This is a genomic window from Mesorhizobium sp. WSM1497 (assembly GCF_001672455.2).
Taxonomy (GTDB): domain Bacteria; phylum Pseudomonadota; class Alphaproteobacteria; order Rhizobiales; family Rhizobiaceae; genus Mesorhizobium; species Mesorhizobium ciceri.
On sequence record NZ_CP021070.1, the window covers coordinates 921,404 to 941,828 of the forward strand.

General features: G+C 63.5%; 16 protein-coding genes. 13 read left to right on the forward strand and 3 right to left on the reverse strand.

Annotation, left to right across the window (positions count from 1 at the left end):
* The first annotated feature begins 82 nt into the window (after positions 1-82).
* A complete protein-coding gene (gene rho, locus A9K65_RS04505; RefSeq protein WP_013528732.1) occupies positions 83-1,348 on the forward strand; it encodes a transcription termination factor Rho in 1,266 nt (421 codons plus the stop codon).
* A gap of 203 nt (positions 1,349-1,551) precedes the next feature.
* Here rho and A9K65_RS04510 read toward each other — a convergent pair whose 3' ends face one another.
* Complete coding sequence (locus tag A9K65_RS04510) at positions 1,552-3,570, reverse strand: thioredoxin domain-containing protein (RefSeq protein WP_064992670.1); 2,019 nt, start codon at positions 3,568-3,570, stop codon at positions 1,552-1,554.
* 64 nt (positions 3,571-3,634) lie between these two features.
* Here A9K65_RS04510 and mnmE point away from each other — a divergent pair, with 64 nt between their 5' ends.
* From mnmE to A9K65_RS04545, 7 genes are all read left to right on the forward strand, one after another.
* Positions 3,635-4,966 (forward strand): tRNA uridine-5-carboxymethylaminomethyl(34) synthesis GTPase MnmE, encoded by a 1,332-nt coding sequence (gene mnmE / locus A9K65_RS04515; protein ID WP_064992669.1) that lies wholly within the window; start codon positions 3,635-3,637, stop codon positions 4,964-4,966.
* A gap of 301 nt (positions 4,967-5,267) precedes the next feature.
* Positions 5,268-7,148, forward strand: a complete 1,881-nt coding sequence (mnmG, locus tag A9K65_RS04520; protein WP_064992668.1) for a tRNA uridine-5-carboxymethylaminomethyl(34) synthesis enzyme MnmG — start codon at positions 5,268-5,270, stop codon at positions 7,146-7,148.
* Positions 7,145-7,777, forward strand: coding sequence for a 16S rRNA (guanine(527)-N(7))-methyltransferase RsmG (rsmG, locus tag A9K65_RS04525; RefSeq protein WP_064992667.1), 633 nt, complete (start codon positions 7,145-7,147; stop codon positions 7,775-7,777). The genes mnmG and rsmG overlap by 4 nt, the downstream gene beginning before the upstream one ends.
* 52 nt (positions 7,778-7,829) lie before the next feature.
* The gene (locus tag A9K65_RS04530; RefSeq protein ID WP_013528736.1) at positions 7,830-8,630 is read left to right on the forward strand and encodes a ParA family protein; all 801 of its coding nucleotides are present in this window, start codon (positions 7,830-7,832) and stop codon (positions 8,628-8,630) included.
* A 63-nt stretch (positions 8,631-8,693) separates the two neighbouring features.
* Positions 8,694-9,584 (forward strand): ParB/RepB/Spo0J family partition protein, encoded by an 891-nt coding sequence (locus tag A9K65_RS04535; RefSeq protein ID WP_013528737.1) that lies wholly within the window; start codon positions 8,694-8,696, stop codon positions 9,582-9,584.
* A 510-nt stretch (positions 9,585-10,094) separates the two neighbouring features.
* Positions 10,095-10,721, forward strand: a complete 627-nt coding sequence (locus A9K65_RS04540; protein WP_024504084.1) for a DUF1326 domain-containing protein — start codon at positions 10,095-10,097, stop codon at positions 10,719-10,721.
* 33 nt (positions 10,722-10,754) lie between these two features.
* A complete protein-coding gene (locus A9K65_RS04545) occupies positions 10,755-11,543 on the forward strand; it encodes a DUF2182 domain-containing protein (protein ID WP_064992666.1) in 789 nt (262 codons plus the stop codon).
* 45 nt (positions 11,544-11,588) lie between these two features.
* Here A9K65_RS04545 and holA read toward each other — a convergent pair whose 3' ends face one another.
* Positions 11,589-12,632, reverse strand: a complete 1,044-nt coding sequence (gene holA / locus A9K65_RS04550; protein WP_064992665.1) for a DNA polymerase III subunit delta — start codon at positions 12,630-12,632, stop codon at positions 11,589-11,591.
* Positions 12,633-12,983: 351 nt separating this feature from the next.
* Here holA and A9K65_RS04555 point away from each other — a divergent pair, with 351 nt between their 5' ends.
* The 5 genes from A9K65_RS04555 (at position 12,984) to A9K65_RS04575 (ending at position 19,198) form a co-directional block, all read left to right on the forward strand.
* Positions 12,984-14,216, forward strand: coding sequence for a 3-methyl-2-oxobutanoate dehydrogenase (2-methylpropanoyl-transferring) subunit alpha (locus A9K65_RS04555; RefSeq protein ID WP_013528741.1), 1,233 nt, complete (start codon positions 12,984-12,986; stop codon positions 14,214-14,216).
* A 3-nt stretch (positions 14,217-14,219) separates the two neighbouring features.
* Positions 14,220-15,233: an alpha-ketoacid dehydrogenase subunit beta gene (locus tag A9K65_RS04560; protein WP_013528742.1), complete on the forward strand. Its 1,014-nt coding sequence runs from the start codon at positions 14,220-14,222 to the stop codon at positions 15,231-15,233.
* 1 nt (position 15,234) lies between these two features.
* Positions 15,235-16,551 carry a dihydrolipoamide acetyltransferase family protein gene (locus A9K65_RS04565; RefSeq protein ID WP_064992664.1) on the forward strand — a complete coding sequence of 439 codons (1,317 nt, stop codon included), beginning with the start codon at positions 15,235-15,237 and terminating at the stop codon, positions 16,549-16,551.
* Between the two features lie 201 nt (positions 16,552-16,752).
* A complete protein-coding gene (gene lpdA / locus A9K65_RS04570; protein ID WP_064992663.1) occupies positions 16,753-18,150 on the forward strand; it encodes a dihydrolipoyl dehydrogenase in 1,398 nt (465 codons plus the stop codon).
* A gap of 172 nt (positions 18,151-18,322) precedes the next feature.
* On the forward strand, positions 18,323-19,198 hold the full coding sequence (locus A9K65_RS04575) for a glycosyltransferase (protein WP_064992662.1): 876 nt from the start codon (positions 18,323-18,325) through the stop codon (positions 19,196-19,198).
* A 41-nt stretch (positions 19,199-19,239) separates the two neighbouring features.
* Here A9K65_RS04575 and A9K65_RS04580 read toward each other — a convergent pair whose 3' ends face one another.
* A complete protein-coding gene (locus tag A9K65_RS04580; protein WP_064992661.1) occupies positions 19,240-20,343 on the reverse strand; it encodes a saccharopine dehydrogenase family protein in 1,104 nt (367 codons plus the stop codon).
* Positions 20,344-20,425 lie beyond the last annotated feature (82 nt).

A 20,425-nucleotide genomic window follows, 5' to 3' on the forward strand; every position in this document is an offset into this window, starting at 1 on the left:
TTTCGGCCGCGCCCGGCATTTGTCGCATCCCGCCGATATTTTCCCAAAGCCTACCCAGACTCCATCTATTCAAGGTCCGTCTATGCAAGAAATGAAACTCGCCGAGTTCAAGAACAAGAAACCGCCAGAGCTGATCGCTTATGCCGAATCGCTCGAGGTCGAAAACGCCAGCGTCATGCGCAAGCAGGAGCTGATGTTTGCGATCCTGAAGAAGCTGGCCGCCCAAGAGATCGAGATCATCGGTGATGGCGTGGTCGAGGTGCTGCAGGACGGTTTCGGCTTCCTGCGCTCCGCCAACGCGAATTACCTGCCAGGTCCCGACGATATCTATATTTCACCGTCGCAGATCCGGCGCTTTTCGCTGAAGACCGGCGATACGGTCGAAGGGCCGATCCGCAGCCCGAAAGAGGGCGAGCGCTATTTCGCGCTGCTCAAGGTCAACACTATCAATTTCGACGATCCCGAGAAGATCCGTCACAAGATCCACTTCGACAATCTGACGCCGCTCTATCCGACCAAGCGGCTGAAGATGGAGATCGAGAATGTCACCACCAAGGACATATCGGCCCGTGTGATCGACCTGGTGGCGCCGATCGGCAAGGGACAGCGCGCCTTGATCAACGCGCAGCCGCGTACCGGCAAGACGGTTCTGATGCAGAACATCGCCCACTCGATCACCGCCAACCACCCGGAATGCTATCTGATCGTGCTGCTGATCGACGAGCGGCCGGAAGAAGTGACCGACATGCAGCGCTCGGTGAAGGGAGAGGTGATCTCCTCGACCTTCGACGAGCCGGCGGTGCGCCACGTGCAGGTCGCCGAAATGGTCATCGAGAAGGCCAAGCGCCTGGTCGAACATGGCCGCGACGTCGTCATCCTGCTCGATTCGATCACCCGTCTCGGCCGCGCCTACAACACCGTCGTGCCGTCATCCGGCAAGGTGCTGACCGGTGGTGTCGACGCCAACGCGCTGCAGCGGCCGAAGCGCTTCTTCGGCGCCGCCCGCAACATCGAGGAAGGCGGTTCGCTGACCATTATCGCCACCGCGCTGATCGATACCGGCAGCCGCATGGACGAAGTCATCTTCGAAGAGTTCAAGGGCACCGGCAACTGCGAAATCCAGCTCGACCGCAAGGTCGCCGACAAGCGCATCTATCCGGCCATGGACATCCTGAAGTCCGGCACCCGCAAGGAAGACCTGCTGGTTTCCAAGCAGGACCTGCAGAAGATCTTCGTGCTACGCCGCATCCTGGCGCCGATGGGAACCACCGACGCGATCGAGTTCCTGATCGACAAGCTGAAGCAGACCAAGACCAATGCGGATTTCTTCGATTCGATGAACACGTAAGGGGATGGGGTAGCGATCCTTCGCGCCCCCCTCTGCCCTGCCGGGCATCTCCCCCTCTAGGGGGGAGATTACGCCCTTGGTCGTTTTCGGCAATTATCAACGCCGTAAGGTGAACGGAACAGCGAAGCTGCCGATCTCCCCATTTTGAGTGGGAGATGGCCGGTAGGCCAGAGGGGGGCGTCTCTCGCCGGCGGTTAGCAAAACTATCGCCGTCGCAACAATCGCTCGAGCTCTTCAGCATCCGTCACCGCCGGCAAACAAACCTGCCCCGTGCACAACCATGCACCTGCCTTGTCGGTCGGCGGCAGGATTCCACCGGGCAGCAAGGGTCGATTCGCTGCCGTACCGATCGGCACGACGATGTCGATGCGGCGCGGGTCCGGGTTTCGATTCGCAACCGGAACGAGCTTTGGATCTGTGAACTCATCCACCAACACCAGCTTGAGCGGCTCGATCGCCAGCGCGCAGGCATTGACGATGCCGGCCTGGCCATAGGCCTGCTGCGCCGCGCGGCCGGCGGCATGCTCGGCGACGTGCCAGGCTCTCTCCTGCAGCTCGAGATTGCCGGTGACGGAGGCGAGCCTGACCAGCGCCTCGATGATCTGGCCGGTGGCGGACGGAATGGCTTCGTCGACATCGCCGCGGATGCGGATCGGCACGTCGGTGCTGTCGGAAGCAGTCAGGTAGTAACCTGTCTTCTCGGCGTCGGCGTGCCAATGCTCGAGCTGCCCGACAAACTGGCCGGCCTGGTCGACATAGCTCCAATTTCCAGTGGCCTCGAACAGCGAGATCGCTGCGTTGGCCATGGCGGCATAGTCGCTGGACAAAGCCGGGAACAGTTTTCTGGCACCGAGCATCGAATGCGGCAGGCGGCCGTCGCGGCTGGCAGCGCTGATATGGGCAAAGGCCTTTGCCGCCGCATGGATCCAGTCAGGCCGCGCCAGCGCCCGGCCGGCCTCGGCAAGCGCCGCGATCATCTGGCCGTTCCAGTCGATGAGGGTCTTTGCGTCAAGGCCGGGCCTGACCCGCTCTTCCCGGACAGCACGAAGTTTCGCCTTGAGCGCGCTGATCTCTTCGCGGTGGATCACATATTGCGATTGCTGGGACAGCGTTTGGTGGACGACCGGCTTGCCTTCCCAGCCATGCGGGCTGGAGAGCATGAAGTGCTTGAAAAACAATGCGGAATCGTCGCCAAGGGCGGCTTCGATCTCGTCGCGGTTCCAGGTGTAGAACAGACCTTCCTCGCCGTCGCTGTCGGCATCGAGACTGGCGGCGAAAGCGCCGCCGTCGACGCGCATTTCGCGCAGCAGCCAGTCGATCGTCTCTTCGATTCGCACCCGGAACAATTCATTGCCGCTTGCGGCATAGGCCCAGTTGCAGAAGCGGAGGAGCTGGGCATTGTCGTAGAGCATCTTTTCGAAATGCGGCACCAGCCATTCGGCGTCGGTGGAGTAACGGCTGAGCCCGCCGCCGATGTGGTCGTAGATGCCGCCGCTCAGCATCTGCTCGAGGCTGTTGAGGACGTCGTCGCGATGGGCGGCATTGCCGTCGCGAAGCCAGGACAGCCACAGCGTTTGCATGAACGGCGCGTTGGGAAATTTAGGCGCGCCGCGCAATCCGCCGAGATCACGGTCGATCATGCCGTCGATGCCCTTGGCCAATTCCGCCAGCGTGGCGCGGTCGAGCACGGTTCTGGCATGCGAACCGGCGAGCCGCGTCTCGACATGCGTCGTCAGCCCGTCGGCGCTCTGGTTGAGGCTCGCCCGCTTCTCCCGCCACGCCTTGTCCACCGCCTCCATCACCTGGATGAAGCCGGGGCGGCCGTAGCGCGGCTCGCGCGGAAAATAGGTGCCGCCCCAGAACGGCTTGCCGTCCGGGGTCAGGAACATGGTCAGCGGCCAGCCGCCCTGCTCGCCCATCGAGGACAGCGCCGCCATATAGATCTGGTCGATGTCCGGGCGCTCCTCGCGGTCGACCTTGATATTGACGAACAGACGGTTCATGACGGCGGCGACGCCATCGTTTTCGAAGCTTTCATGCGCCATGACATGGCACCAATGGCAGGCGGCATAGCCGACCGAGAGCAGGATCGGCCTATCCAGCGCCTTTGCCTCTTCGAGCGAAGCCGGCGACCAGGCCCGCCAGTGGACGGGATTGCCGCTGTGCTGCTGCAGATAGGGGCTGGCTTCTTCGGCAAGCAGGTTTTGCGCGGGCAGCGTCACTGGACAAACTCGGGTGCGATTGGCTGATAGGCGTGAAGCTAGGGCGGTTCGGTAGAGCGGGCAAATGATTTCAGGCGATTCCATCGTAGCGCTGTCGAGCGGCCGGCTGCCTGCCGGCGTCGCCGTCATCCGAATTTCCGGCCCGCAGACTCGATTCGTGGTCGAAACGATTGCTGGGACTATGGTTAAGGACCGCGCGGCGGTTCTGCGCCGATTCAGGGCGTCTGACGGGACATTGCTCGATACCGGCCTGGTTGTGTTCTTTCCCGGCCCGGCCAGTTTCACCGGCGAGGACGTCGCGGAATTCCACGTTCATGGCGGCCGTGCCGTTCTGGCAAAAATGCTGGAGACGATGACCGGGTTTGACGGCGTCAGGCACGCGGAACCGGGCGAATTCACGCGTCGCGCCTTTCTGAACGGCAAGGTAGACCTGGTCGAGACCGAGGCGCTGGCGGATCTCGTCAATGCCGAGACGGAGGCGCAGCGGCGCTTCGCGGTGCAGAATGCCGACGGCGTACAGAGCGAACTCTATCTCGGCTGGCGCCGCAGGCTGATCCATGCCCGCGCCATGATCGAGGCCGAGATCGATTTCGCCGACGAGGAAGACGTCCCTGGTTCCGTTTCGGATGCGGTCTGGTCTGATGTCAGAACGATGATCGACGAGATCGACCGGCACATCGCCGGGTTTCGCGCCGCCGAGATCATTCGCGATGGATTCGAGGTCGTCATCCTCGGTCCCCCCAACGCCGGTAAGTCGAGTCTGTTCAACGCCCTGGCGCGGCGCGATGCCGCTATAGTAACGGATGAGCCAGGCACGACCCGCGACCTGCTTGAAGTGACACTTGATCTTCAGGGGCTGCGTGTCCGGCTTACGGATACGGCCGGGTTGCGCGATGCGCCGGGGAAGGTCGAAGCGATCGGCATCGACAAGGCGAGGGCCAAGGCGCATGGCGCCGATCTCTTGCTGTTGCTTAGGGATGTCGCCGATCCCAGGGAGATTGGACTGCTGCCGACCGAAGCGCCGATCTTACGTGTCGGCACCAAGCTCGATCTGCTGGAAAGCCGCGCGGCGAGCGACGCGACGGAGGATTACGACCGTGTCATTTCAGTGAAGAACGGGACGGGCGTGGAGGAACTGCTGGCGGAGATCGGCCAGCGGGCGGCGGAGGCGGCCGGCAGCGTCGGCGATGTCCTGCCGTCGCGCCTTCGCCACGTCGAATTGCTTGGCGAGACCAACCGCCATCTGCTCCGCGCCACCGATGGCCGTTCTGTCGGGCAGGAGCTGCGCGCCGAGGAGTTGCGGCTCGCAGCCGATCGCCTCGGCCGAATCGTCGGCGCCATCGACGTCGAGGATATGCTGGACGTGATCTTCTCGCAGTTCTGCATCGGGAAATGACTCACGTGAAACATTGGGTCGCTGCGGCGTGAGCTCCCTTTAGATCGTATGTTGCTTTGCTGCATGGCTTCGTGATTTCGACGAACCCCGAAGGCGGGGAGGCTCCATCTGGGCCACCACCGCGCTGCGCCGCCTGCATGACTCACGTAAAACGTGGCAGGCGGCCCCGATGACTCACGTGAAACACTGAGCCAACTGGCGGCGCGGCTGTTTCACGTGAAACTTGTCGCGGAGTTTTCTTGACAGCGTCGCTCCGCAGGGACATGTGTCCCTCATTCTTCTGAGTCCAGGACGTTTGGAAATGACCAATCGCTATGATGTGGTTGTGGTGGGCGGCGGCCACGCGGGTTGCGAGGCGGCCAGCGCTGCCGCGCGCGCCGGTGCCAGGACCGCCTTGGTGACGCTGCGTTTCGACACGATTGGCGTGATGTCGTGCAACCCCGCGATCGGCGGGCTCGGCAAGGGCCACCTGGTGCGCGAGATCGATGCCATGGACGGCCTCATGGGCCGCGTGGCGGATGCGGCCGGCATACAGTTCCGCCTGCTCAACCGCCGCAAAGGCCCCGCGGTGCGCGGCCCGCGTACGCAGGCCGACAGAAAGCTCTATCGCCTTGCCATGCAGGAAGCGATTCGGCAGCAGAACGATCTCGACGTGGTCGAAGCCGAGGTTCTGGATTTCGAAATCTCCGATGGGCAGATCAGGGCTGTTCTCCTGGCTGATGGGCGGCGCCTGGCTTGCGGCGCGGTCGTTCTGACGACCGGAACTTTTCTGCGCGGGCTTATCCATATCGGCGAGGAGAAGATCGTCGCCGGCCGCATGAACGAGCAGGCGAGCCTCGGCCTGTCGGCAACGATGGACCGCGCCGGCTTCAAGCTTGGACGGCTGAAGACCGGGACGCCGCCGCGGCTCGATGGCCGGACCATCGACTGGGCGTCGCTGGAAAGCCAGGCGGCGGATGCGGATCCGGTGCCGTTCTCGCTGATGACCGACCGCATCGAGACGCCGCAGATCGAGTGCGGCATCACCCGCACAACGACCGCCACGCATGAGCTGATCCGCGCCAATCTTGGCCGCTCGGCCATGTATTCCGGATCGATCGAAGGCGTTGGGCCGCGCTATTGCCCGTCGATCGAGGACAAGATCGTCAAGTTCGGGGACAGGGACGGGCACCAGATTTTTCTGGAGCCGGAAGGCCTGGACGACGACACCGTCTATCCCAATGGCATTTCGACCTCGCTGCCCGAGGATGTGCAGCTCGACATCTTGAAAACCATTCCGGGGCTGGAGCGGGCCGTCATGCTGCAGCCCGGCTATGCCATTGAATATGATCATGTCGATCCGCGCGAGCTGCATCAGACGCTGGAGACGAAGCGCATCAGCGGCCTGTTCCTCGCCGGGCAGATCAACGGCACGACCGGCTATGAGGAAGCGGCCGGGCAAGGCTTGCTTGCCGGCCTCAATGCGGCGCGGCGGGCGGCGGGCAGCGAGCAGATCGTGCTCAGCCGCACCGAGGCCTATATCGGCGTCATGGTCGATGATTTGACCAGCCGGGGCATTGCGGAGCCCTACCGGATGTTCACGTCGCGGGCCGAATTCAGGCTGTCGTTGCGTGCCGACAATGCCGATGAGCGGTTGACGCCGCTGGCGGCCAGGCTGGGCATCGCCTCGGCGCAGCGGATGCAGTGCTACGGGGATGTCATGCAAAGTCTGGATGAGGCTCGGGAGCTGGCGAAATCGCTCACCATGACACCCAACGAGGCGGCGCGACACGGGCTGGAGATCAACCGGGATGGCGTGCGCCGGTCCGGTTACGAATTACTATCCTATCCCGACGTCGACGTGGCCTGGCTGGGTCGTATCGATTCGCGATTCGCGGCGATCGACGGCAAGACGGCGGAGCGCCTCGAAACAGAGGCGAAATATTCAGTCTATCTCGATCGCCAGAAGACGGATGTGGCGCAGATCCGGCATGAAGAGAGCCGGCTGATCCCCGAGACGGTCGATTTCGCTGGCGTGCCGGGTCTGTCGAACGAGTTGAAGCAGAAGATGCAGGCGCGGCGGCCGCGCTCCATCGCCGATGCCCAGCGCATGGAAGGCATGACGCCGGCGGCGCTGGCGATCATTGTCGCGCATGTCCGTCACGCGGAGAGCGCCCAGCGCCTACAAAAGGATGTTGCGTGAGTTCTATGACCCTAGCGAGCCTGCAGGACACGGCAGGCCCGGTTTCACGTGAAACATTCGATCGGCTGGTGGCGTTCGAGCAGATGTTCCAGAAGTGGAATCGCAGCATCAATCTGGTGGCGCAATCGACCTCGGGCGACGTCTGGCAGCGTCATATATTGGACAGCGCGCAGCTCGCGCGCATAGAGCCCCAAGCCACACGCTGGGTGGATATCGGCTCGGGCGGCGGATTTCCGGGCCTTGTCATGGCTTTCCTGCTGGCCGAGCGCCACGCCGCCAGCATCGATCTGATTGAAAGCAATCGCAAAAAAGCATCCTTCCTGCAGACCGTCGTCGGGCAGTTCAGCCTGCCGGCGCGGGTGGTGGCGCGCCGCATCGACGACAGTCATGCGCTTGTTTCGACGCCGCAGATCGTCACGGTGCGGGCGCTGGCTCCGCTTTCGACCTTGCTGGACCTGTCGGCGCCCTGGCTGATTTCAGGCGCGCGCGGCCTGTTCCACAAAGGCCGGGATTACCGCACCGAAGTGCAAGAAAGCGTTCACCGATGGTCCTTCGATCTGGTAGAACATCCCAGTGTGACCGACGCTGGCGGCGTCATCCTGGAATTGTCCAACCTGCGACCTGTCTGATCCGTCACTGACAGGCGATTTGGCGCCCAAAATGAATTTCTGGCATAAACCTATGATGAAGAATGGCCCCCGAATCATCACCGTAGCCAACCAGAAAGGCGGCGTCGGCAAGACAACCACCGCCATCAATCTGGCGACCGCGCTGGCCGCGATCGGCGAAAAGGTGCTGATCGTCGATCTCGATCCGCAGGGAAATGCCAGCACCGGTCTCGGCATCGACCGCAAGGACCGGACGGTGTCCTCCTATGACGTGCTGACCGGCGAGCTGGAGCTGGAGGCCGCGGCCATCCCGACGGCGGTGCCCGGCCTGTCGATCGTGCCGTCGACGCTCGACCTGCTCGGCATTGAAATGGAGATCGCCTCCGCGCCCGACCGGGTGCTCAAGTTGCGTAATGCGCTGCGCGCCGCGACCGAGCGCGGCGCACCTTTCGGCTATGTGCTGATCGATTGCCCGCCCTCGCTCAACCTTTTGACCTTGAATTCAATGGCTGCGGCCGATTCTGTTCTAGTGCCGCTGCAATGCGAGTTCTTCGCGCTCGAAGGCCTCAGCCAGTTGCTGGAGACGGTCGAGCAGGTGCGCCGCTCGATCAATCCGGATCTCACCATCCAAGGCATCGTGCTGACCATGTATGACGGCCGCAACAATCTCGCCAACCAGGTGGTGCAGGATGTGCGGGCGCATATGGGCGACAAGGTCTACGAGACCGTCATCCCGCGCAATGTGCGGGTGTCCGAGGCGCCGTCCTACGGCAAGCCGGCGATCCTTTACGATCTGAAATGCTCGGGCAGCCAGGCCTATCTGCAACTGGCGTCGGAAGTGATCCGCCGCGAGCGCAAGTTACGCGCCGCTTGATTAGACTCCCTGCAATCTAAAGAGCCGATTCGATACCGAAACGATCCGGAACCTGGAATAAAGATGAGCGAAGACCTTTCGAGAAAGAGACTGGGGCGTGGGCTGGCGGCGCTGATCGGCGAGATCGATCGCCCAGCTGCGCCTGAAAAACCAGGCATGAGCGCCGACGGCAAGGTGCCGATCGAGTTCCTGACCCCCAATCCGAAGAATCCGCGGCGGCATTTCGGCGACGCCGAGCTGACCGACCTTGCCCAGTCGATCCGCGAACACGGCGTCGTCCAGCCGGTGGTGGCGCGCCCTTCGCCGGCACAGGCCGGCCGTTACGAGATCATCGCCGGCGAGCGGCGCTGGCGGGCGGCACAGCGCGCCGGGCTGTCCGAGATCCCGGTCATCATCCGCGAGGTCAACGACCGCACCGCGCTCGAGCTGGCGATCATCGAAAACGTCCAGCGCACCGACCTCAATGCGGTCGAGGAAGCACTTGGCTATCAGCAACTGATCGATGAGCACGGCTACACCCAGGCCGATCTCGGCCAGGTGATCGGCAAGAGCCGCAGCCATGTCGCCAACACGCTCAGGCTCCTGAAGCTGCCGGACGTGATCCGCGACATGCTGGTCGACGGCGCGCTGTCGGCGGGCCATGCCCGCACGCTGGTGACGGCGGAAGATCCGGCCGGCCTTGCCAAGCGTATCGTCGAAGAGGGCCTTTCGGTGCGCCAGGCCGAAGCGCTGGCCCAGATACCGGCCGGCACCAGCAGCACCAAGGAAGCCAAGCCGGCGCCAAGTCCGGAGCAGAAGGACGCCGATACGCTGGCGCTGGAAAAGCTGTTGACCGATACGATCGGCATGATTGTGTCAGTGGATCACAAGGGCAAGGGCGGCACTTTGCGGGTTTCATACCGGTCGCTGGAGCAGCTTGATGAGCTGTGCAGAAGGCTGAAGCAGGAGCGTTAGTTAGCCGGCGAAATATATTGAGGCCGGAGATTGCGCATGTGGAAAGGGGCTGGCCGTTTGGCCGGCCTTTTCCTTTTGGGGCGCTGGTGATTGGCGAAATCGGTGACGCCGCGAATCTCCCTCCTTGAGGGGAGATGGCCGGCAGGCCAGAGGGGGTCGCCCCTCATCAAGCGTCGGGCCCCTGCGGGAACGAAGAAGAGGTCAGCGCCCCACGCGCGGCGGCCCCCTCTGTCGCCTTCGACATCTCCCCTTCGAGGGGGAGATCAGGCTCGCTCCCCAGCCTCGCGCTCTCAACCGCGATCCCAAGCAGCGCCTGCCGCCAGCCCTGCCGCTCGCGGCTTGACAGTGCCAGGCAACGGCGTAACCTATATTAGATATGGCTTAAATTATGTGCCCTAGCGTGCCGGTCAGTCGAGGCGGGGGCTATTTGCCGTTCCTACAACAGTCGTGAAATGGCACCGCCCCGCCAATGCGATATGCCGACGCGCCTGACGCAAGTGGGAGGTGCAAATGGCAGTCCGTTGGCAATTGTCCGGAAGTTACTTCGAAAATTGTAGCTGCGATGTCGTATGTCCTTGTCTGCTGTCCACCAACGCGCAGCTGACATCGAAGCCGACGAAAGGTGTTTGCGACGTCGGTTTGGTCTTTCATATCAATACGGGCAACTACGGCGACGTTCGATTGGATGGGCTCAGTGTCGCGATGGTCGCTCACACGCCGGGTCCTATGGCAAACGGCAATTGGACGGCCGCCGCCTATATCGACGAACGGGCCGATGACAGGCAAACAGAGGCGCTAGGTGCCATCTTCACCGGCGCTGCGGGCGGCCCTATGGCGGTGCTGGCACCCATGATTGGCACGAATCTTGGCGCCAAGAAGGTGCCGATAAGCTACCGGATAGACGGCAAGAAGCGGTCGGCGGAGATTGCGGGCGTCATGCAGATGGCGGTCGAGCCGCTGCCGACAATGCGCGAGGACGGGCAGATGTGGGCGGCCACCGGCCATCCTGTCAATCCCGATTGGCTCGCCCTGGCGATGGGGGCGGAAGGCAGTACATTCAGCGATCATGGCATGAGCTGGGACAATTCCCGCCGAAACGGACATTACGCCCCGATCAATTGGTCTGGGCAGCAGTAGCCGTTGGCAGCGTAGCACGGAACGACCTCGTCCATGGCCCCGACGTTGCAGCGATACATCATTCTCGCGCTGCTGATCGCTATCGCTGCGGCGGCGTGGACCCTGCTTGTCTGGCAGCAGATGGGCATGGACGCGGACATGCGCATGGAAATGTACGCACTCACCATGGGTATGAAGGCGCCGCTGTTTCTTGCCATCTGGATGATCATGATGATTGCCATGATGTTTCCGACGGCCGCGCCCATGATCCTGACGTTTCACCAAGTCCAGGCCGGCAAACAGAGCCGGGGCGAGACCTTTGTCTCGAGCTGGGTGTTCGTGGCTGGGTATATGCTGGTTTGGGGCGTGATGGGCGTTATCGCCTTTGCCGGTGCGGCGGGTGCGGAGATGCTTGCCGGGCATGTGGGATTGTCCGCTGCGACGGCCGCGCGTATCGGCGGCGCGCTGCTGATGATTGGGGGCGCCTATCAACTCTCCCCACTGAAAGATCTGTGTCTGGCCAAATGCCGCACGCCGATTGGCTTCATCCTGACCTCATGGCGCGATGGTTATTGGGGTGCGGTTCGCATGGGCCTGGAGCATGGACTTTTTTGCCTGGGCTGCTGCTGGCTTTTGTTTCTCGCCCTCTTTCCTCTCGGGATCATGAACGTCGCCGCAATGGCCGTGGTCACGTTGCTGATCTTTGCGGAAAAGACCCTCCCGTCAGGAGGTGGGATCGCAAAGGTGTCGGGCATCGCTCTGCTTCTTTACGGCGCGGCGGTGCTGGTCTTTCCACAGGCGCTGCCAACCTTCCAGCAGGTGGGCGCTATGACAATGGATTGACCGATGGAGGCAGCGCTCGGTGCCGAGAAGAGGAGGATCGCTTTCCTACCTCTGCGCCAACCTGCTGCTCTCCACCGCAATGCCAAGCAGCGCCTGTCTTGCCAGCGCCACGGAAAGATCCGGCCGCCGTCTGGTCTGCAGCACCGCCGTCTGCAGCCGGGTCAGTGCGCGGCCGAGCGCTTCGGTGCTCCAGCGCTCCAGCGCTTTCTCCACCAGCTTGCGCCGCGAGAAAAACACCGGCGGGCGAGCGGCGGCAACGACCGTGGCGGCGTTGCGGTTGCCGGACTCCATCTGGCCGCGCATGATCTGGATCTGCTGCAACTGCCGCATTGCCGAGGACAGCACCAGGAAGGGCTGGCCGCCGGACTGGCAATGGCGGGTGAAGGCGGTGTCGAAGTCGCCGATCTTGCCTTCGAGAAGCGCGTCGACCGCGTCGTCGAAAGACGCGCCGGAGACATCACCTGACATCGCTTTGACCTCCTCCAGGCCGATCTCGGTCTGGCCATGGGCGTAGAGCACAAGCTTCTCGATCTCACCGCGCGAGGCCAGCCGGTCGCCGCCGAGATTGCGGCGCAGCGCCTGTCTCGCCTCCATGGTCATCGACATGCCGGCCCTGCCCAGTTCGCCGTCGATGACGGTGTCGATGTCGCGGGCTTCATCGGCATAGCAAGGCAGGGCCATGGCATTGTCGGCCGCCTCGACGATGGCGCGCAGGCCGACACCCTTCTTGAGGTCGCCGGCCTCGATGAGAATGATCGCATCGCGCGCGGGTTCGGCCGTCAGCGCCTTGACGTCGTCGGCCAATGCCTTCTGGCCGCTGGCATTGCGCACCCACAGCAGGCGCCGGTCGGAAAACATCGGCAGGGTGCGGGCCTCGTCGAGCAGCCGGCCCTCGTCGCGGTCGACCTCCGACCCCTCCAGCCTGACCACCGAGAAGGGATCGTCGAGCGGCAGGCCGGTCTTGCCGGCAAAGGCCTTTGCTCGCTCGGAGACAAGGCCGCGATCGGGGCCGTAAAGCAGGACAATGGAGATCCGCTGGTCCGGCTTCGCGAGCCAGCCATCGACCTCATATGCTTTCTTCTGTGCCATGGCGGGCTGGTTAGCATGATGTGGGGGCGGCATCCAGCTTGGGCGAACCGTCGACCCCCACTCCCTCGAGCTTCGCTTGACACCTCTCCCCCGATCGACGGGGGAGAGGAAGGGCGCGAGTTCGTCGACCAATCACCTTATCTGCCGGCAAACCTCGCCCAACCTTCTCTCTAATTGCGCGCCACCGCCCAACATCGACAAGAAATTTCGCGGACATATCTTCATCTTGGGTGCGGGAGGCTGGATCGGCCGGCGCGGCCGGGACCGACGTCCGCAGGCTACCCGACGAATTCGCACTGGCGGCGCAGATATGCAAATATCTGTTCCGGGCAACATTGGAGGACAAAGGTCATGGCCGATGCTGGGATGTTGCGGTTTCATGTTCCGGAACCGGAAGTGCGGCCGGGCGGAACGCCTGACTTTTCCAATGTGCCGATCCCCAAGGCCGGCTCGGTGCCGCGCCCGGAGATCGATGTCGATCCGCGCACCATCCGCGATCATGCCTTCTCGATCATCCGCGTGCTGAACCGCACGGGCGAGGCCGTCGGCCCGTGGGCCGGCCTGCTGTCCAGCGACGAGCTTCTCACCGGCCTGCGCCACATGATGACGCTGCGGACCTTCGATGCGCGCATGCAGATGGCGCAGCGGCAGGGCAAGACCTCGTTCTACATGCAGCATCTGGGCGAAGAGGCTGTGGCTTGCGCCTTCCGCAAGGCACTGGCGCCGGGCGACATGAACTTTCCGACCTATCGCCAGGCAGGGCTGCTGATTGCCGATGGCTACCCGATGGTCACGATGATGAACCAGATCTATTCCAACGAAGCCGACCCGCTGAAGGGCCGGCAATTGCCGGTCATGTATTCGTCGAAGGAGCACGGCTTCTTCTCGATCTCCGGCAATCTGGCGACGCAGTACATCCAGGCGGTCGGCTGGGCGATGGCCTCGGCGATATCGAACGATTCGCGCATCGCAGCCGCGTGGATCGGCGACGGCTCGACGGCCGAGTCCGATTTCCATTCGGCGCTGGTGTTCGCCTCCACCTACAAGGCGCCGGTCGTGCTCAATGTCGTCAACAACCAGTGGGCAATCTCGACCTTTCAAGGCATCGCGCGCGGCGGTTCGGGCACGTTCGCGGCGAGGGGCCTCGGCTTCGGCATCCCGTCACTGCGCGTCGACGGCAACGACTATCTCGCCGTCCACGCCGTGGCCAAATGGGCGGCGGAGCGGGCGCGCAGCAATCTCGGGCCGACGCTGGTCGAATATGTCACCTACCGTGCCGGCGCACATTCGAGCTCGGACGACCCGTCCGCCTACCGGCCGAAGACAGAATCCGACGCTTGGCCGCTCGGCGACCCGATCGTGCGGCTGAAGAACCATCTCATCGCGCTCGGTGTCTGGTCGGACGAGCGTCACGCGCAGGCCGAGGCGGAAATCCTCGACACGGTTATCGCGGCGCAGAAGGAAGCCGAAGGCCACGGCACGCTGCATGCCGGCGGCAAGCCGTCGACGCGCGACATGTTCGAAGGGCTCTACGCCGAGATGCCGCCGCATCTCAGACGCCAGCGCCAACAGGCGGGAGTCTGAGCCATGCCGAGACGGACCATGATCGAAGCCATTCGCGATGCCATGGATGTGTCGATGGGGCGCGACGAGAAAGTCGTCGTGTTCGGCGAGGACGTCGGCTTCTTCGGTGGCGTCTTCCGCTGCACGCAGGGCTTGCAGGCCAAATACGGCAAGAGCCGCTGCTTCGATGCGCCGATCAACGAATCCGGCATTGTCGGCTCGGCCATCGGCATGGCCGCCTATGGGTTAAAGCCGTGCGTGGAAATTCAGTTTGCCGACTACATGTACCCGGCCTACGACCAGCTGACCCAGGAAGCAGCCAGGCTGCGCTACCGCTCCAACGGCGATTTCACCTGCCCGATCGTGGTGCGCATGCCGACCGGCGGCGGCATTTTTGGCGGCCAGACGCACAGCCAGAGCCCTGAGGCGCTGTTCACCCATGTGTCGGGGCTGAAGACGGTGGTGCCGTCCAACCCGCATGACGCCAAGGGGCTTTTGATCGCGGCGATCGAGGATCCGGATCCGGTGATTTTCCTCGAGCCGAAGCGGCTCTACAACGGTCCGTTCGATGGTCATCACGACCGGCCGGTGACGCCCTGGTCGAAGCATGAGCTGGGCGAGGTGGCCGACGGCCACTACACGGTGCCGCTCGGCAAGGCGGCGATCCGCAGGGCAGGCTCGGCCCTCACCGTGCTCGCCTACGGCACCATGGTCTATGTCGCGCAGGCGGCTGTCGAAGAAACCGGCATCGATGCCGAGATCATCGACCTCAGGACCCTGCTGCCGCTTGATCTCGATACGATCGTCGCCTCGGTGAAAAAGACCGGGCGCTGCGTCATCGTGCATGAGGCGACGCTGACCTCGGGCTTCGGCGCCGAGCTGTCGGCGCTGGTGCAGGAAAACTGTTTCTATCACCTCGAAGCGCCGGTTGCTCGCGTTGCCGGCTGGGACACGCCCTATCCGCATGCGCAGGAGTGGGATTATTTTCCCGGTCCCGCTCGCGTTGGCCGTGCCTTGCTTGAAACCATGGGAGCCTGAGATGGGCGAACACATCATCAAGCTGCCCGATGTCGGCGAAGGCGTCGCCGAGGCCGAGCTGGTCGAATGGCACGTCAAGGTCGGCGATATCGTCCGCGAGGACACTGTGCTTGCCGCCGTCATGACCGACAAGGCGACGGTTGAAATCCCCTCGCCGGTCGATGGCGAGATCCTGTGGCTGGGCGCCGAGATCGGCGACACGGTGGCCATCGGCTCGCCCATCGTGCGGCTGAAGGTGGCGGGCGAGGGCAACGCCAAGCCGCAAGGCGCCGAAGTGGAAGCGGTGTCCGCTGAGCCTCCGGCAAAACTTCCGACGCCGAAGCCCGAGGCTGCTGCGCCGGTCGTGAAGACATCGCCAAAGAGCGACGAGCCCAAGGCGAAACCGGCAGCCTCACAGAAAAGCACGGCGCAGCCTTCCGTCTCCGGCGCGCCGCGGCTTCAAGGCGAAAGACCGCTGGCGTCGCCGGCCGTTCGTCTGCGGGCAAAAGAAGCCGGCATCGATCTCAGGCAGGTTGCCGGATCCGGTCCGGCCGGTCGCATCGGCCATGAGGACATCGAAGCGTTCCTGGCGCGCGGGCCGCGGGTCGCAAAGGCATCCGGCCTCGCCCGCAACGATGCTGTGCAGGATATCAAGGTGGTCGGCTTGCGGCGCAAGATCGCCGAGAAGATGTCGCTGTCCAAATCGCGCATTCCGCACATCACCTATGTCGAGGAGATCGACGTCACCGCACTGGAGGAATTGCGCGCGGCGCTCAACAAGGAGAAGCGTCCTGGCGTGGAGCGACCGAAACTGACGCTGCTGCCGTTCCTGATGCGGGCGATGGTCAAGGCGATCGCGGACCAGCCCAATCTCAATTCCCTGTTCGACGACGAGGCCGGCATCGTCCATCAGCATGGCGGCATCCATATCGGCATCGCCGCACAGACGCCGTCGGGGCTGGTGGTTCCGGTGGTCAAGCACGCCGAGGCGCGCGACATCTGGGATTGCGGCGCCGAGGTCATCAGGCTGGCCGAGGCGGCCAAGTCCGGCACGGCAACACGCGACGAGCTGTCCGGCTCGACCATCACCATCACCTCGCTCGGCGCCATGGGCGGCGTGGCGACGACGCCGGTCATCAACCATCCGGAAGTGGCGATCGTCGGCGTCAACAAGATGATGGTGCGGCCGGTGTGGGACGGCACCCAGTTCATGCCGCGCAAGATGATGAACCTGTCGTCGAGCTTCGACCATCGGGTGATCGATGGGTGGGATGCGGCGGTGTTCATCCAGCGGATCAAGACGCTGCTGGAAACGCCGGCGCTGATTTTCGTGGATTGAGGGGATGAGAACGGTCGCAAGGGTCCCCTCACCCGGATTGCCAAAACCGAATTGCGAAGGGCAATTCGGGGCAATCCGACCTCTCCCCGAGGGGAGAGGAGGTCGCCGGCGTCTGTGCTCGCCTCTTCTCCCCACCGGGGAGAAGGTGGCCGCGAAGCGGCCGGATGAGGGGGCCTTCGCCACCAGAAAGAGCGTGCCATCATGAAAGAAATCTCCTGCAAGCTGCTCGTCATCGGCGCCGGGCCGGGCGGCTATGTCTGCGCTATTCGGGCCGGACAGCTCGGCGTCGATACGGTGATCGTCGAGGCCGGCAAGCCGGGCGGCACCTGCCTCAATGTCGGCTGCATCCCGTCCAAGGCGCTGATCCATGCGGCGGAGGAGTTCGAGAAGGTGTCGCACATGGCGGGCGGCAAGAGCCCGCTCGGCATTTCGGTCACCGCGCCGACGCTCGATCTTGCCCGGACCGTCGCCTGGAAGGATGGCATCGTCAGCCGGCTCAACAGTGGCGTCGCCGGCCTGCTCAAGAAGGCAGGCGTGAAAACCGTGCATGGCTGGGCGAGCTTTCGCGACGGCAAGACGGTCGCGGTCGAGACCGAGACGGGCGTGCAGGTGATCCGGGCCGAAACGATCGTCATCGCCTCCGGTTCGGCGCAGGTGGAGCTGCCGTTCCTGCCGTTTGGCGGTCGGGTGATTTCGTCAACCGAGGCACTGGCACTCAGCGACGTGCCGAAAAATCTCGCGGTCGTCGGTGGCGGCTATATTGGGCTGGAACTCGGCATGGCATTTGCCAAGATGGGCGCTGAGGTGACCGTGATCGAGGCCTTGCCGCGCGTGCTGGCGCAGTATGATGCGGAGCTGACCCGGCCGGTGGTCAAGCGGCTCACCGCGCTCGGCGTCGAGGTGATGCTGGGCGCCAAGGCCAAGGGGCTTTCAACCAAGGGTGACGCGTTGCTGGTCGAGACGGCGGACGGCAAGAGCGTCAAGGTCCCAGCCGACAAGATACTGGTCACGGTCGGCCGCAAGCCGGTGACCGAAGGCTGGGGGCTCGAGCAGATCGACCTCGACATGGCCGGCAAATTCATCCGCATCGACGACCAGTGCCGCACCTCGATGCGCGGCATCTTCGCCATTGGCGACGTCACCGGCGAGCCGATGCTGGCGCACCGGGCGATGGCGCAGGGCGAGATGGTCGCCGAGATCGTTGCCGGCCACAAACGCAGCTGGGACAAGCGTTCGATACCCGCCGTTTGCTTCACCGATCCCGAACTGGTGACCGCTGGTCTTTCGCCGGAAGAAGCCAAGGCGCTCGGCGGCGAGATCAAGATCGGCAGTTTCCCTTTCGCGGCCAACGGCCGGGCGATGACGAAGCTGGGCGAGGACGGCTTTGTCCGCGTCGTGGCCCGCGCCGACAACCATCTGGTGCTCGGCATCCAGGCAGTCGGGCAGGGCGTGTCGGAACTGGCGGCGGCGTTCGGGCTGGCGCTGGAGATGGGCGCGCGGCTGGAGGACATCGCCGGCACCATCCATGCCCATCCGACGCAGGGCGAAGGGTTCCAGGAAGCAGCGCTGAAAGCGCTGGGACACGCGCTGCATATTTGAGGAAAGGGGCGAACCTGTTCGAGCCAGCTCTCTTCCTTCCCTCGCCAGCCCATCGATCAACTCGCCAGCCGCTCATCTAGGCGCGACCAAAGCGATTGGCGGGAAAGTGCCGCGTACCATGTTTTCCGAGAACCGGATTCCACCCTTCGGGATCATGCTCTAGTCTCCTCCCATGAGCACCGACCTGAAGAAATACGTGGCGATTCGCTACAACACCGCCACCGGCTTCATGCCGAGCCAATGGAATGGACACGGCAGAGCCAATCTCGACCCGGTGTGGCTGGTCGAGCGGCTGGCGCTGTTCGACACCTATTGCGCGCCCTCGCTCGAGGGCCAGTCGCAGAAGGACTTTACGGTCCTGATTGCGTTCGATTCCGAAACACATGAGAACTACATCCGGATCGTCTGCGCCTGCGCGGCCGGGATTGATGTCAGGCCGGTTCTCATCAAGGCCGGCGAGAACTACAATGTCGCCTTCAATGCGTTTGTCCAAAGCGACACGGATGCCGAATTTGTTTCGCTGACTCGGCTCGACAGCGATGACGCGCTGGCGCCGACCTTCATGGAGCGTGTCGATTTCTACGCGCGCCGGGAAATCGCCAAGGGCGAGGTGAACCAGCAACCGCTCTATATCGCCTTTCCGCACGGCCAGAATTTCGATGCGGCAACCAACCACTACACGCAGCACGAATATCCAACGTCGGCCTTCGGCACTCTGGTCGAGAAGCGATCACCGTCCATGAACGGGGTCTATTGCGACGAGCACACGAGGATGGCGATGCGTTTCAACACCGTCGGGGCGGCCTTGAAGGAGGCTCAATGGTGCATCGTCATTCATGACAACAATGCAGCCAATGTCTTGCGCGGCAAGCCGGTCGCGGAGCCGGCTTTCACCGTGGGCCGGCCCGGTGCCGAGACAAATGCGCGCGCGCCGGCTCGAAAAGACACTACGCAAAAGCAGATGCCGCAGACTTCGGCCAAGGCCTCGCGCAACGCCGGCAATTTTGTCCGGTTTCTGCTTGGGCGGCCGATGGTCTTGCGGAAATAGCTCGATGCTAATCTCCCCCTCAAGCGGGGAGATTATGCGCTTCACCCCGCCAGCCGGCACACCATTTCGTGCTGGGCATAGGCGCGGCCAAAACGGTTGGCTAGAAACGCGTCCAGCGCGATGTCTTCCTGCTTGATGAAGCCGGTCGCCGGCAGGCTGCCGTCGGCCAGCATGTCGAGCACGGCGCAGATGCCGGACGCCGTGGTGATCTGGATGGCGCTGCGCACCACCTGGCCGATACGCTGGGAATAGACCTTGTTGGCGTAGGTCTCCTGCAGCAGGCGGCCGTTCTTGCGGCCGGAGACGGTGACGAAGACGATGACGACGTCCTGCAATGTCGCCGGCAGGGCGCTTTCAAAAATGTCCTTCAGCACGTCGCGGCGATGGCGCAGGCCGAGGTCGTTGAGCAGCGCCTTCATGATCGCGGCGTGGCCGGGGTAGCGGATGGTGCGGTAGTTGAGCGTGCGCACCTTGCCCTTCAGCGTCTCGGCCAGCGTGCCGAGCCCGCCGGAGGTGTTGAATGCCTCGTAAGTCACGCCGTCGAGCGAGAACTCCTCGCGCTCCTCCAGTGGCGGTACCTCGACCAGCTCGCCCTCGACGATCGCCTCGCAGGGCTCGCAATATTCGTTGATGACGCCGTCGGTGCTCCAGGTCAGATTGTAGTTCAGCGCATTGGAGGGATATTGCGGCAAAGCGCCGACGCGCATGCGCACGCTCTCCAGCGAATCGAAACGGCTGGCGAGATCGTTGGCGACGATCGAGATGAAGCCCGGCGCCAGGCCGCATTGCGGAATGAAGGCGCTTCTGCCCGAACGCGCCAGTTCCTTGACGCGGCGGGTCGAGACGACGTCCTCGGTCAGGTCGAGATAGTGCACGCCGGCACTGGCCGCCGCCTCGGCGATGCGGGTGGTGAGATGGAAGGGAGCGGCGCTGAGCACCGCGAATTTGCCGGCGAGTGCGGCTTCAAGCGTGCCGGATGCTTCGATGTCGAGCTCCAGCGTCGCAACCGTGGCCGGGACTTCGGCAGCAGCGAGCTGTGCTGCCGAGCGGTCGACGAGCGTGACCTGATAATCTCCCGTGGCGGCGAGCATCTCGGCAATGGTCGAGCCGATCTTGCCGGCGCCGACAACGACAATTTTCTTCATGACAAATCCCTCACTGGTTGTGAGCACAGATTCGCAGCTTGCCCGTCGAAAGGAAGCGTGGTTCTGTACGAAACGAACCCAT